Source organism: Micromonospora sp. WMMD1128 (assembly GCF_027497235.1).
Taxonomy (GTDB): domain Bacteria; phylum Actinomycetota; class Actinomycetes; order Mycobacteriales; family Micromonosporaceae; genus Micromonospora.
In genome coordinates this window covers 5,138,021-5,150,878 of sequence record NZ_CP114902.1, presented here as the reverse complement: position 1 = coordinate 5,150,878, position 12,858 = coordinate 5,138,021, and the positions used below count along the sequence as shown (strand labels likewise).

At 72.7% G+C, this 12,858-nt stretch carries 12 protein-coding genes; 6 read left to right on the top strand and 6 right to left on the bottom strand.

Annotated features, from left to right (window positions below):
- Positions 1–50 precede the first annotated feature (50 nt).
- From O7602_RS22960 to O7602_RS22950, 3 genes are all read right to left on the bottom strand, one after another.
- Positions 51–734 carry a PepSY domain-containing protein gene (locus O7602_RS22960; RefSeq protein WP_281584682.1) on the bottom strand — a complete coding sequence of 228 codons (684 nt, stop codon included), beginning with the start codon at positions 732–734 and terminating at the stop codon, positions 51–53.
- A 622-nt stretch (positions 735–1,356) separates the two neighbouring features.
- On the bottom strand, positions 1,357–2,634 hold the full coding sequence (locus tag O7602_RS22955) for a HAMP domain-containing sensor histidine kinase (protein WP_281584681.1): 1,278 nt from the start codon (positions 2,632–2,634) through the stop codon (positions 1,357–1,359).
- Positions 2,631–3,323, bottom strand: coding sequence for a response regulator transcription factor (locus O7602_RS22950; RefSeq protein WP_281584680.1), 693 nt, complete (start codon positions 3,321–3,323; stop codon positions 2,631–2,633). The genes O7602_RS22955 and O7602_RS22950 overlap by 4 nt, the downstream gene beginning before the upstream one ends.
- Positions 3,324–3,426: 103 nt before the next feature.
- Between O7602_RS22950 and O7602_RS22945 the strand changes: the two genes are divergently transcribed.
- From O7602_RS22945 to O7602_RS22935, 3 genes are all read left to right on the top strand, one after another.
- The gene (locus tag O7602_RS22945) at positions 3,427–3,894 is read left to right on the top strand and encodes a septum formation initiator (protein ID WP_281584679.1); all 468 of its coding nucleotides are present in this window, start codon (positions 3,427–3,429) and stop codon (positions 3,892–3,894) included.
- A gap of 165 nt (positions 3,895–4,059) precedes the next feature.
- The gene (locus tag O7602_RS22940; RefSeq protein WP_281584678.1) at positions 4,060–4,464 is read left to right on the top strand and encodes a hypothetical protein; all 405 of its coding nucleotides are present in this window, start codon (positions 4,060–4,062) and stop codon (positions 4,462–4,464) included.
- A 247-nt stretch (positions 4,465–4,711) separates the two neighbouring features.
- Positions 4,712–5,104 carry a cupin domain-containing protein gene (locus O7602_RS22935; protein WP_281584677.1) on the top strand — a complete coding sequence of 131 codons (393 nt, stop codon included), beginning with the start codon at positions 4,712–4,714 and terminating at the stop codon, positions 5,102–5,104.
- A 30-nt stretch (positions 5,105–5,134) separates the two neighbouring features.
- Here the strand turns inward: O7602_RS22935 and O7602_RS22930 are convergent, their stop codons facing one another.
- Both O7602_RS22930 and O7602_RS22925 read right to left on the bottom strand, forming a co-directional pair.
- Positions 5,135–6,328 carry a threonine synthase gene (locus tag O7602_RS22930; RefSeq protein ID WP_281584676.1) on the bottom strand — a complete coding sequence of 398 codons (1,194 nt, stop codon included), beginning with the start codon at positions 6,326–6,328 and terminating at the stop codon, positions 5,135–5,137.
- An 8-nt stretch (positions 6,329–6,336) separates the two neighbouring features.
- Positions 6,337–7,371, bottom strand: coding sequence for a DNA polymerase ligase N-terminal domain-containing protein (locus O7602_RS22925; RefSeq protein WP_281584675.1), 1,035 nt, complete (start codon positions 7,369–7,371; stop codon positions 6,337–6,339).
- A 70-nt stretch (positions 7,372–7,441) separates the two neighbouring features.
- On the opposite strand from O7602_RS22925, the gene O7602_RS22920 reads away from it, so the two are divergent.
- Entirely contained in the window at positions 7,442–8,224 is a 783-nt protein-coding gene (locus tag O7602_RS22920) for an aldo/keto reductase (protein ID WP_281584674.1), read from the top strand.
- Positions 8,225–8,280: 56 nt separating this feature from the next.
- Here O7602_RS22920 and O7602_RS22915 read toward each other — a convergent pair whose 3' ends face one another.
- Positions 8,281–9,411 (bottom strand): cellulose binding domain-containing protein, encoded by a 1,131-nt coding sequence (locus tag O7602_RS22915; protein ID WP_281584673.1) that lies wholly within the window; start codon positions 9,409–9,411, stop codon positions 8,281–8,283.
- Positions 9,412–9,657: 246 nt separating this feature from the next.
- On the opposite strand from O7602_RS22915, the gene O7602_RS22910 reads away from it, so the two are divergent.
- Together O7602_RS22910 and ctaD are read left to right on the top strand one after the other, a co-directional pair.
- Positions 9,658–10,764, top strand: coding sequence for an FAD-dependent monooxygenase (locus O7602_RS22910; protein ID WP_281584672.1), 1,107 nt, complete (start codon positions 9,658–9,660; stop codon positions 10,762–10,764).
- Between the two features lie 128 nt (positions 10,765–10,892).
- Positions 10,893–12,650 (top strand): cytochrome c oxidase subunit I, encoded by a 1,758-nt coding sequence (gene ctaD / locus O7602_RS22905; protein WP_281584671.1) that lies wholly within the window; start codon positions 10,893–10,895, stop codon positions 12,648–12,650.
- Positions 12,651–12,858 lie beyond the last annotated feature (208 nt).

Genomic DNA, 12,858 nt, shown 5'->3' with positions numbered 1-12,858 from the left:
GGAGATCGCTCCGCGCCCGGCCCCCGGCCCTCCGGCCCCCGATCGTCACGTCAGTCGTCGTCGCGATCGTCGCCGTGATCGTGGCCGTGGTCGTCGCTCCGGTCGTCCGTGCCCCGGTCGTCGCGTCCGCTGTGGTCGTCGCGTCCGCCCCGGTCGTCGGCGTCGGGCCGTAGCCGCTCGGCCGCCAGGACCGCGCCGGTGCCCCGGTCGACCTTGACCTCGTGCCGCCATCCGTCCCGGACGACCTTCACGCTCCACGCCGGACGGCCGTGCTCGGTCTCCGCCTCGATCTCGGTGACCCGGCCGCCGCCGGTACGGGCCAGCGCCACCTCGGCGGCCCGCTGCCGGCTCACCGCGCGGCCGGCCGCCGGGGCGGTGCCCGTGCCGTCGTCGTCCCGGCCCTGCCGGGCCGGGTTGTCCTCACCGCTCGTGGCGGCCGGGGCCGACCCGTCGTCGGCCGTCGCCGCACGGGCCGGATTGTCGTCGCCTCCGTTCGTCGACCGGGCCGGATCGTCCTCGGCCCCGTTCGCCGACCGAGCCGGGTTGTCGTCGCCGGGCGCCGTTCCGGCCGAATCGTCGTCACCGACCCGGGCCGGGTCGTCCGCCACCGTCACGGCGGCCGGTGTGGAACGCCCGCTCGACCGGTCCGCCGCGGTCACGCCGAGCGCCACGCCGGTCACCGCCAGCACGGCGACCCCACCGGCCGCCGCGAGCACCAGGGAAGTGCGTCGCATGGTCACCACCTTTCCTCGATTCCTGCCGTCGACGATGCGCGCCGGGCGGTGAGCGTCGCGCTAGCCGAAAGACAAGGCGGGGTTAAGGGCTGCCGGCGGCGGACCGGAGGACACCCCTTCGCGAGGTCGATCATCCACTCCCCGACCGCTGGAGATCTGACCGGTAAACTGACCCAGCTTGCACCCGTTTGGCCGTCTTGATGCCCGCGGTGCTCGGGAGACGTCGGTCGGCCGGACGCCAGTTCGGTGAAGTGGGGGTATCCGACCACCGGCGATGCCACCACTTCACCGAACTGGTGTTGATCATGGCCGAAACGACCGCCGGCCGCCCTTGCGCGCACGAGACCCGGCCGGAGAGCAGACCACCGTGCGGCCGGTTGCCCGTTTTCACGCCTGCGCGGCGTCCCGAAGAGACCAGGTGACTTGGTATGAAAACGCCCCTAGAAGGGCCATTCCGCACCAAGATCTCACCGATCCCGGAAGCACGACGCGCTCCGTCACTCGATAACCGCCCCCGCCCCCAACCTGCGTGATCATGAAGTTAGCGGCGCCTAGGGAGAGCTTGAGTTCAAGAGGCGGGGGAGCGGGAACGAGTCAGCCGCAGCGCGACACGGCGGGACGGTCAGTGCGGACGCGCGACGTCCAGCCGGAGCACCACCCGGGCCCCGCCGCCCGCGTTCGTCGACAGCTCCAGCCGGCCGCCGCCCGCACGGGCGGCCCGCTCGGCGATGTCCAGGCCGAGCCCGGTCGACCCGGCCCGGCTGGCCCCCCGCCGCACCGGGCCGGGCGGCAGCCCCGGGCCGCGGTCGGCCACGGTCAGCGCCGCCTCGTCATCCTCCGCCGCGAGCCGCACCGTGAACGGGGTGCCGTCGGGCGTGTGGGCGAACACGTTGCCCAGCAGCGCGTCCACGGCGGCGGCCAGCTCGTCACCGCCCAGCCGCACCGGCAGCGGGCCGGGAGCGAGGTCGAGCGTCACGACCCGGCCGGTGTCCTCCGCGAGCACCGACCAGAACGTCACCCGTTCGCCGACCACGGCCGCCGCGTCGCAGCTGCCCCCGGCCACCGCCGTGCTGCGCCACCGGGCCTGCCGGATCACGCCGGTCACGGCCCGTTCCAGGCCGTCGACCGCGGCGGTCAGGCGGGCGGCGTCGTCGCGGTCCCGCAACGACTCGGCCTCCAGCCGCAACGCTGTCAACGGGGTACGCAAGCGGTGCGACAGGTCGGCCACCTGCTCGCGTTCCTCGCGCAGCAGCACCTGGATCCGTTCGGCGAGGTGGTTCAACGCGCCGGCGACCTCCCGCAGCTCGGCCGGCCCGGCCGGTTCGACGCGGGCGTCGAGTTCGGCGTTCGCGAGCCGGTGGGAGACGGCGGACAGCGCCGAGATCGGCCGGACCAGGGTGCCGGCCAGCCGGTCGGCGACCACGAGGCCGACAAGCACGAGCAACGCGCCGAGCAGCGCCAGGACCAGCCAGGCGCGGGTCACGCCGGCGGTCAGCTCGGCCGGGGGGACGACGGTACGAATGACGCCGGTCCCCTCCGGGCGACCCTGCACCGCGACGACCACCTCCCGCCCGGCGTCGGACTCGACGGTCAGGCTCTGCCCCCGGGCGGCCAGCGCGACCGCCGGGGTGCGCGGCGCCCGCGCGCCGAGCACGGTTCCGTCGGCGAGGTAGACGCTCACCTCACGGCCGGTGTCGGTGGCGAGCTGGTCCACGGTCAGCCCGACGGTCTCCGGTGCGGCCGTGCCGACGACCGCGACCAGGCGCTGCACGTCGGCGGTGGCCCGGGCGGTCGCGCGGTCCGCGGCGACGGTACGCACCAGCACCGCGAGCGGCACCAGGAACGCGATCATGACGAGCACCCCGACGGCCGCGACCAGGAGGGTCAACCGGCCCCTCACCCGTCGCGCCCCGGCACGTCCAGCCGCACCCCGACGCCGCGCACCGTGTGCAGGTAGCGCGGCGCCTGGGCGCTCTCGCCGAGCTTGCGGCGCAACCAGGACAGGTGTACGTCGACGGTCTTGTCGGCGCCGCCGTACGGGATCCGCCAGACCTCGGTGAGCAACTCCCGTTTGGTGACGACCTGCCCGGGCCGGCCGGCCAGATGATGCAACAGGTCGAACTCGCGGGGGGTCAGCTCCACCGGCGCGCCGTCGAGCGTGACCTGGCGTGCGCGCCTGTCGATCCGCAGCCCGCCGACCACGAGCGCGGTCTCGGTCGCGCCGCCACTCGCGGCGCGTCGCAGCACCGCGCGGACCCGCGCGTCCAGTTGGGCGGCGGTGAACGGCTTCACCAGGTAGTCGTCGGCGCCCGCGTCGAGCAGGCGGACGATCTCGACCTCGTCGTCGCGGGCGGTCGCCACCACGACCGGCACCGCGCTTACCGCGCGCAACATCCGCAGCAACTCGCCGCCGTCCAGATCGGGCAGGCCGAGGTCGAGCACGACCAGGTCGGGCCGGTCGTCGAGGGCGTCGCGCAGCCCGTCCAGGGCGGTCGACGCCGCCGCGACGGCGTGCCCGAACTCGCGTAGGGCGCGCAGCAGCGGGGTGCGGATGGTCAGGTCGTCCTCGATGAGCAGCAGGCGCGCCACGCAGGCAGAGTAGCCCTCGCCGGGGACGCCGCCGAGGCTCCTTAACCGGACCTTAGCCTCGCCCGGAGACCCGCCCAACCCGGTCGCGGGGCACACTCGGGGCATGGACCGCCGTACCCTCCTCGCCGTCACGGGCTGGTTGGCCACCACCGTCGCCGCCACGCTCGTCGGGTTGGCCGCCGTCGACCTGGTGGGCGCGGGCATCACCGGTACGGCCGGTGGGGTACGCACCGAGCGGGACGTGGCGCGGGCGCTCGCCGTACCCGATCCGGGTGTGCCGAGCCCGACCGGTGCGAACCCGGCGGCGACGACGGCCGGCCCGCGGTCGGGCGCGCCGGCCGCGACCGGCGCGCGGCGGGACTTCGTGACGCCCGGCGGCAGTGTGCTCGCCGAGTGCGTGCCCGGCGGGGTCCGCGTGGTGACCTGGTCCCCGGCGCCCGGATATCGGACGAAGGACGCCGAGGCGGGGCCGGACGATCACGTCGAGGTGCGCTTCGTGGGCGGCGGTCAGGAGTACGAGCTTCGGCTGCGGTGCCGCGGCCAGGTGCCGACCCGAGACTCGGACGACTGACGTTTTCGCAGCTCACAGCCGTTGACTGTCCTTGATCGGACAGTGCTGTCAGTGGTTGGTGGGTGGTGCGCCGGCATAGCTTCGGAAGCAGGAGAGTGATCGGCGCTGATCGCCTGGCGCACCACGGACGCCTTCCGCCGGCGTCCGGTGGGAGAGGGGACCACGATGTCCAGCCCCAGATCGAGGAGGGGAGCGACCGGCCAGCCCACCCCGAGCGTGCCGGAGGTCGCACGGGTCGACACCGAGATCAACTCGAACGGGGCGGCCGGACTGCCGGCGACCGCCCGCGTCCTGTTCGCCGTGGTCGACGCGAACGGCACGCTGGTCCGCGGCCTCGGCGCCACGTCGGCCACCCGGCTCGCCGCCGGGATGTACCAGGTCGCCTTCGACCAGGACGTCGCCCGGGCGGCGTACGTCGGCACGGTGGGTCCGGCCACCGGCGGCGGGCTCGCCCAGCAGGGTGTGCTCACGGTGGCGCCCCGGGCCGGCATCGCCAACGCGGTCTTCGTCGAGACGCACGCGGCCAGCGGGCACGCGGACCGCCCGTTCCACCTGGCCGTGCTCGCCTGACCCGGCACAACGAGCGCACGGCGCCGCACGACCGTCAGGTCGTAGCGTCGCCGCGCTCTGGCCGTCTCCCACCGTCGCAGCCGTACGGCGGTACGTCAGCGGGGACCTGGCTCGACCGGCCCAACCCGCGCCGGTCTTGTCGACGGCAGTTGCCCGTCCGGAGCGGATCCAAACCTGGCCGGCGTGGGGAATTCCGCCATCCGTCACTCCCGGCGTGGCGGGCACGCGAACGGGGTATGACCGGGCCATGGAGCATTTCACGATCGCGACCGTCGCCGAGAAGAGTCCCGACTTCCGCCGCGTGCTCTGGACCGGGGAGCACACGCAGCTGGTCATCATGACCATCCCGCCGGGCGGCGAGATCGGCGAGGAGGTGCACGAGGGCATCGACCAGATCCTCACCTTCGTCAGCGGCACCGGCGAGGCGCGGGTGGCCGGGGAGAAGCAGGAGGTCGTCGCCGGCGACCTGGTGGTCGTGCCGTCCGGCACGAAGCACAACTTCGTCAACACCGGGCCGAACCCGCTGGTGCTCTACACCGTGTACGGGCCGCCGGAGCACGCCGACGGCGCGGTGCACCGGACGAAGGAGGAGGCGGACGCCGCCGAGGAAGCGGGCAAGGACGAGCCGCCGACGTCCTGACGCGCTCGTGCGCGCTCGTGTTTTCTCGTGTTAAGAAGGGGCCCCTCCTCTACCGAAAGTGTTAAGAAGGGGCCCCTCCTTACACCCGGCGCCGGTGTTGAGGACGACGACGCGCTCGCCGGGGCGGATCCAGCCGCCGGCGCGCAGGTGCCGGGCGGCGGTCAGGCAGGCCGCGCCCTCCGGACACAGCAGCAGCCCCTCCCGGGCGGCGAAGTCGCGCAGGTCGGTGAGGATCTCCGCGTCGTCCACCGCGATCGCGGTGCCGGCGCTGTCCCGGAGCGCGCTCAGGACCAGCTCGTCGCCGAGCGGAGCGGGCACGGTGATGCCGAACGCGACGGTCTTCGCGTCCGCCCACGGGGTGGCCCGCGCCTCGCCGGCCGCGAACGCGCGCACGATCGGCGCGCAGCCGGTGGACTGCACCGCCACCAGCCGGGGCAGCCGGTCGGAGACCCAACCCAGCTCGCGCAGCTCGTGCAGCGCCTTGTGGATGCCGATCAGCCCGACACCGCCACCGGTCGGATAGATGATGACGTCGGGCACCTGCCAGCCGAGCTGCTCGACGATCTCGTACCCCATGGTCTTCTTGCCTTCGAGCCGGTACGGCTCGCGTAGTGTGCCGGCGTCGAAGATCCGTCCGTTCGACCCGGCGATCAGCCCGGCGATCTCCCGGCCGGCGTCGTTGATCAGGCCGTCGACCAGCCGCAGGTCGGCCCCGGCGGCGACGCACTCCTGCCGGCAGATGGTGGGCGCGGCCAACGGCATGGCGATGGTCGCGCCGATGCCGGCCCGGGCCGCGTACGTCGCCCAGGCCGCCCCGGCGTTGCCGTTGGTCGGCATGGCGATCCGCTCGACGCCCAGCTCCCGGGCCCGGCTCACGCCGACCGCCGCGCCCCGGGCCTTGAACGACCCGGTCGGCATCAGCCCCTCGTCCTTGACGATCAGCTCGTCGACCCCGATCTCGTGGCCGTACGCCGGGGCGTGCCACAGCGGCGTCCAGCCCTCGCCGAGCGTGGTGACGAACCGGGGATCCGCCACCGGCAGCAGCTCCCGGTAGCGCCACAGGTCGGCCGGGCGGAGCCCGAACTGCTCCGGGGCCACCGTGGCGGCGACCGTGGCCAGGTCGTAGCGGGCCAGCAGCGGGGAGCCGCACCCGCACAGGTTCTGCAACTTGTCGGCGGGGTGTTCCAGGCCGCAGCGCGGGCACTCCAGGTGCGTCAGGTGCACGATGGTCCTCAGCTCGCGTCGATGCTCAGCCAGTGCCGGCTGCGCCGGCCCGGCTCGTAGGGGGAGTCGAGGCGCTTCGCCACCACTCCCGGGAGCTTCTGCTCACGGGCGGCCCGCAGGGCGTCCGCGCCGACTCCCGGGAACCACGGCGGAGTCTGCCAGTGCGGGCCGGCGAGCGCCAGCGAGTCGAGCAGCTCGCGGCGCTGCGCGTACGGCACGTCCAGGCTGGTCACGCCCTCCAGCCAGAGCAGGTCGACGGCGAGGAACTGGCCGTCCCGCTTGCTGGGCGGCTTGACCCGCCCGGCCGGGTCGATGCGCACCAGCACGCCGTCGAGCACCACCTCGGTGGGCGCCAGCTCCTCGGCCATGGCCCGCAACCAGGGGTACGCCCCGGTGATCTCCGCGTCGTCGCCGTCGAGCAGCCGCAGTCGGCCGCCGGAGACGTACGCCATCGCCCGCACGCCCGCCCAGCGCGGCTCGTACCCCCAGGCGTCGGCGTCGCGCGGCAGCCGCCGGCCCTCGGCGGGTCGCATCGGGCGGACCAGCTCGGGCATCGGTGTCCAGCCCGCCGGCGCCGGGTCGGTGCGCCGGACCATCCAGTCCCGGCCCCGGCCGCCGGTGGCGAACAGGACGTACCGGCCCTTCGTGCGCCGCCCGTCCAGCACCACGACCACCTCGTCGTCACGCCACTTCTCCGCGCGGTAGGTGCCGGTGTCGTGCACCGTCATCCGCCCGCCGCCGTACTCCCCGGCGGGGATCTCGCCGTGGAACGTCAGGTATTCCATCGGGTGGTCCTCGGTGTGGACGGCGAGGTGGTTACGGCCCGGGTCGCGGGGCAGGCCGCGCGGCACCGCCCAGGAGGCCAGCACGCCGTCGTGCTCCAGCCGCAGGTCCCAGTGCAGGCTGCGGGCGTGGTGCTGCTGGATGACGAAGCGGGGGGCGCGCCGCGCGGCCCGCTTCCGGGCCGGGGCCCGTTCGGGCACCGGTTCCGGGGTACGCGCGGCGTCCCGCTTGCGCCGGTAGTCCGCCAGCCGGTCCGCCATCCCCGCATTCTCCGTCAGACCCGGCCCGCCCGCCGGAATGCCGGCGACGATCACGGGTAGAACGGTCGGCATGGACCTCGACCAACCCACCCTCCCGCTCCCGGGCGACGTCCGGATCCCGCTGCTCGGTTTCGGCACCTGGCGGGCCACCGGCGAGGACGGTTACCAGGCCGTGCTCGCCGCGCTGGACGCCGGTTACCGGCACCTGGACACCGCCACGATGTACGGCAACGAGAAGGAGGTCGGGCGCGCGGTCGCGGAGAGCGGGCTGCGCCGGGAGGACCTCTTCATCACCACGAAGCTGCCGCCGGACCGGGTGGGCCGGGAGCGGGAGACCATCGAGTCGAGCCTCGCCGCGCTGGGTGTCGAGTATGTCGACCTGTGGCTGGTGCACTGGCCGCCGTCGGCGCCGGGGGACAGCATCCCGCTGTGGCGGGAGATGCTCGCCGCCCGCGACGAGAACCTGGCCCGCGCCGTCGGGGTGAGCAACTACTCGATCGCGCAGCTCGACGAGCTGATCCAGGCCACCGAGGAGACGCCCGCGGTCAACCAGATCCGCTGGAGCCCGTCGCAGTACGACAGGGGGACGCACGTCGCCCACCGGGACCGGGGGGTGACGCTTGAGGGCTACAGCCCGCTCGCGACGAGCGACCTGTCCGACCCGGTGCTGGTGCGCATCGCCCAGGCGCACGACGTCTCGCCGGCCCAGGTGGTGCTGCGCTGGCACATCGACCACGAGATCGTGGTCATCCCGAAGTCGGTCACGCCGGAGCGGATCCGGGCCAACGCCGACGTGTTCGGGTTCTCGCTGACCGCCGAGGAGATGCGCGACATCGACGCCCTCGCCGGCTGAGCCGGCACATGGTGCGGGGCGCGGTCCGCACGGACCGCGCCCCGCACGTCCCGGTGTCAGCCCCGGGCGCAGGTGGTGCCGTTGAGGGTGAAGCTGCTCGGCGACGAGTAGCTGCCGTTCAGGTTCCCCTGGTAGCCGAAGCTGGTCGACGCGCCGGGGGACAGCGTGCCGTTGTAGTTGAGGTTCCGCGCGGTCACCGCCGAGCCGCTCTGCGTCACGGTGGCGTTCCACGAGCTGGTGATCGTCTGCCCGGAGGGCAGGTTGTAATTCATCGTCCAGCCGTTGATGGTGCTGTTGCCGGTGTTCTTGACCGTCACGTCGGCGGTGAAGCCGCTGTTCCACGTGTTGGCCTTGTAGGTCACGGTGCAGGCGGCGTTGCCCGACGGCGGCGGCGTGGTCGGCCCGTTGGTGGGCGGCGGGTTGTTGCCACCGAGGTTGACGCTCTGCGAGAACGAGGTGACCGCCAGCCCGACGCCGCCCTGCCACGGCTCGAAGCCGGCCTGGACGCTGGTCAGGTACCAGTCGTTGGTGATCGCGCCCCGGTTGCGGGTGTCGTTGATGAACGCCATCGCGTCGAAGCTGTAGCTGGAGACGGCGGACGACGACACGTACGAGATGACGTTGTTGGAGCCGTTGCTGCCCCGCCAGACCTCCCAGTTCCGGCCGGCGATGTTGGTGTTGCCGACGGGGGAGCCGATGGGCTGGATCGAGCCCTGCCGGTTGAGCCAGATCATGATCTCCATCTGGTTCACGCCGTCCTTCTTGGGCGACGGGTCGAGCCAGATGTCGTACGCGGCGTCGTAGGTCGCGCCGCCGACGTAGTTGAAGCTGATGCTGCTCGGCGCGCTGCTGATGTTCTTGACCTGGGCCGGCAGGTTCGTGCCGGGGGAGCAGTTGGTGTAGTGGCAGCCGAAGAAGATCGACGGGTAGGAGACCGGCGCTCCGTTGGTCGGCGCGGAGCCGTCCGCCCGGGTGATGGAGAAGCCGGACGAGGTGACGTTGATGCACTGCTGGGCGCTGGTGCCCCAGCGGTTGTTCTGGACCACGTACCGGCCGCCGACCGTGGTCGAGCCGTACTGCTCGCAGATCTGGGTGTCGGCGGAGGCGCTGCCGCCGAGGGCGACGGCGACGACGGTGCCGGCGACCAGAAGACCGGCCGCGGCGAGGGCCCTGAGTGGACGCTGCATGATGCTCCTTGGGTCGGCGCGAGGGGCGCCGGTCGGTCGGTGGGATACGTGCGGGAGCGCTCCCATGGACCAGCATAGATTTACATGTTTGAAACTCTGCCGCAAATGAACCGGTTAAGATGAGCGTTTTACGCGACACGAACGGGCGGGCGAACCAGGGCCGACCGGCACTTCCGCCGCCCGGTTGCGGCGAGTAGTGTCTTGCCTCCGACGCGTTCCGACCCCCCTCCGGAGGCGTACCCCACGATGGGTGGTTCTCCCCTGCGCATCCTCGTCGTCGGCGCCGGCATCGCGGGCCTCGCCGTGGCCCGGGCGCTGCGCCTGGCGGGGTTCCGACCGGACGTCACCGAGCGGCTGCCCCCCACCGAACGCGTCGACACCGGTCTCTACCTTCCCGGCAACGCGGCCCGCGCGATGCGCCGGCTCGACCTGGACGGTCCGCTGCGACCGCTCGGGCAGGTGATCCACCGGCAGCGCTTCCTCGACGCCGACGGGGCGCCGCTGTGCGAGGTGGACCTCGACGCGCTCTGGGCCGGGGTGGGCGAATGCCGGGCCCTGCCCCGCGCCGAACTGCACCGGGTGCTGCTCACCGGCGCCGGCGGGGCCGTCCGGCACGGCGCCGAGGTGAGCACCGTCGAACCGCTGCCCGGCGGCGTCGCGGTCGGCTTCACCGACGGCACCGGCGGGGAGTACGACCTGGTCGTCGGCGCCGACGGGCCGCGCTCCACGGTGCGCGCCCTGGCCGCCCTCGGCGGGCCACCCCGTCCCGCCGGGCAGGTGATCTACCGCGCCGTGGTATGCGGCGGCCCACCGGTCGCCGACTGGACCGCGCTGCTCGGCCAGCGGGCCGGCTTCCTGACGGTGCCGCTCGGCGCCGGCCGGCTCTACTGCTATGCCGACGAGGCCGGCGCCACGGTGCCGGCAGACCCGCGGGCCCGGATGCACGAGCTGTTCGACGGCTACGGCGGGCCGGTGCCCGAGGTGCTCGCCGCGCTGGAGACGGTGCACGCGGAGCGCACCGAGGAGGTCGAGCTGGGGCGCTGGTTCCATGGACGGGTGCTGCTCGTCGGTGACGCCGCTCACGCCACCGCGCCTACCCTCTCGCAGGGGGCGGCGATGGCGTTGGAGGACGCCGTCGTGCTCGCCGAGTCGCTCAAGGCGGCCGGCAGCGTCGAGGCCGCGCTGATCGCGTACGAGAGTCGCCGTCGGCCGCGTACCCGCTGGGTGCGGGACCGGACCCGGGACCGCAACCGCACCCGCGACGTGCCGCCGGCGCTGCGCGACCCGTTGCTGCGCGGACGCGGCGGGCGGATCTTCGGGGAGCACTACCGGCTCCTCACCGGCCCGCTGTAAGAGACCGGAGATCGTAGCCGCCCACCCCCGACGGCGGGGTCACCTACCGGGGACTATCCTCCTTGCGGATGACGGCTGCGCCGATGACCAGCGCGCCGAGCGGGACAACCCAGAACCGGAGGCCACTCGTGACCACCGTCGCACCCAAGCCGGTCGTGACCCGGCCCTGGCCGGTCCGCGAGCCGGTCAAGGGGTCGGCCATCGCGCGGCTGCTGCGCACCACGGACGCGAAGCAGATCGGGATCATGTACATGGTCACCGCGTTCGCGTTCTTCATGATCGGTGGCCTGATGGCCCTGATCATGCGTGCCGAGTTGGCGCGGCCGGGGCTGCAGTTCCTGTCGCCCGAGCAGTACAACCAGCTCTTCACCATGCACGGCACGATCATGCTGCTGTTCTTCGCGACGCCCATCGTGTTCGCCTTCGCGAACTACGTGGTGCCGCTCCAGATCGGCGCGCCCGACGTGTCGTTCCCCCGGCTCAACGCGTTCGCCTACTGGCTCTACCTCTTCGGTGGCACGCTGGCCGTGGCCGGCTTCGTCAGCCCCGGTGGCGCGGCCGACTTCGGTTGGACGGCCTACACGCCGCTGAGCACCGCCGAGCACTCGCCCGGCGTCGGCGCCAACATGTGGGTGGTCGGCCTGGCCATCTCCGGTCTGGGCACCATCCTCGGCGCGGTCAACCTGATCACCACGATCCTGACCCTGCGCGCCCCCGGCATGACCATGTTCCGGATGCCGATCTTCACCTGGAACATGCTCGTCACCAGCCTGCTGGCGATCCTGGTCTTCCCGCTGCTGGCCGCCGCGCTGTTCGCGCTCGCCGCGGACCGGATCATCGGCGCGCACGTGTACGACCCGGCCACCGGTGGGCCGATGCTGTGGCAGCACCTGTTCTGGTTCTTCGGGCACCCCGAGGTCTACATCGTCGCGCTGCCGTTCTTCGGCATCATCACCGAGATCATCCCGGTCTTCTCCCGCAAGCCGATCTTCGGCTACAAGGGCCTGGTCGCCGCCACCGTCGCCATCGCCGCGCTGTCGATGAGCGTCTGGGCGCACCACATGTTCGCCACCGGCCAGGTGCTGCTGCCGTTCTTCAGCTTCCTGAGCTACCTGATCGCCGTGCCCACCGGCATGAAGTTCTTCAACTGGATCGGCACCATGTGGCGGGGCCAGATCACCTTCGAGACGCCGATGCTGTTCGCCATCGGCTTCCTGGTGACCTTCCTCTTCGGTGGCCTGACCGGGGTGCTGCTGGCCAGCCCGCCGATCGACTTCCACCTGCACGACTCCTACTTCGTGGTGGCGCACTTCCACTACGTGCTGTTCGGCACCATCGTGTTCGCCGTCTTCGCCGGCATCTACTTCTGGTTCCCGAAGATGACCGGCCGGATGCTCGACGAGCGGCTCGGCAAGGTCCACTTCTGGCTGACCATGATCGGCTTCCACACCACGTTCCTGGTGCAGCACTGGCTCGGCGCCGAGGGCATGCCCCGCCGCTACGCCGACTACCAGGCCGACGACGGCTTCACCACGCTGAACATGGTCTCCACCATCGGCGCGTTCATCACCGGCATCTCGACCCTGCCGTTCATCTGGAACTGCTGGAAGTCGTACAAGACCGGCCCGGTGGTCGAGGTCGACGACCCCTGGGGCCACGGCAACTCGCTCGAGTGGGCCACGAGCTGCCCGCCGCCGCTGCGCAACTTCGACCGGATGCCGCGGATCCGCTCCGAGCGGCCGGCCTTCGACCTGAAGTTCCCCGAGCTGGCCGCCGGGCACAGCGTGGCCGGCCCGCCCGAGGGTGGTGCCAAGCCGCTGAGCAGCGAGGTCAATGGTGGCGCCAGCTACCAGGAGGACACCGCGGGCAACCGCGACCAGCGCTGACACCGCTCCGCCCCGAACGACGCGACGGGCGCCGCACCCCTTCCGGGTCGCGGCGCCCGTCGCGTTCTCCCCCGCGGGAGGTAGTGCTTGATCGAACCCGTTCCGCCGAGGTGGTGGGGTCGAGCGGTGGGGGATACCGCCACCTCGCCGAAGTGGAGTCGATCATGGTGCAGCAGCGGCGTCTGTTTCCGGTCGGACCTCGGGCGGT

Coding starts and splice junctions, on each gene's coding strand:
- O7602_RS22940 (WP_281584678.1), top strand. CDS start 4,060: ATGTCCAGCCCCAGATCGAGGAGGGGAGCGACCGGCCAGCCCACCCCG.
- O7602_RS22920 (WP_281584674.1), top strand. CDS start 7,442: ATGGACCTCGACCAACCCACCCTCCCGCTCCCGGGCGACGTCCGGATC.
- O7602_RS22915 (WP_281584673.1), bottom strand. CDS start 9,411: ATGCAGCGTCCACTCAGGGCCCTCGCCGCGGCCGGTCTTCTGGTCGCC.
- O7602_RS22910 (WP_281584672.1), top strand. CDS start 9,658: ATGGGTGGTTCTCCCCTGCGCATCCTCGTCGTCGGCGCCGGCATCGCG.
- O7602_RS22925 (WP_281584675.1), bottom strand. CDS start 7,371: ATGGCGGACCGGCTGGCGGACTACCGGCGCAAGCGGGACGCCGCGCGT.
- O7602_RS22960 (WP_281584682.1), bottom strand. CDS start 734: ATGCGACGCACTTCCCTGGTGCTCGCGGCGGCCGGTGGGGTCGCCGTG.
- O7602_RS22935 (WP_281584677.1), top strand. CDS start 4,712: ATGGAGCATTTCACGATCGCGACCGTCGCCGAGAAGAGTCCCGACTTC.
- O7602_RS22945 (WP_281584679.1), top strand. CDS start 3,427: ATGGACCGCCGTACCCTCCTCGCCGTCACGGGCTGGTTGGCCACCACC.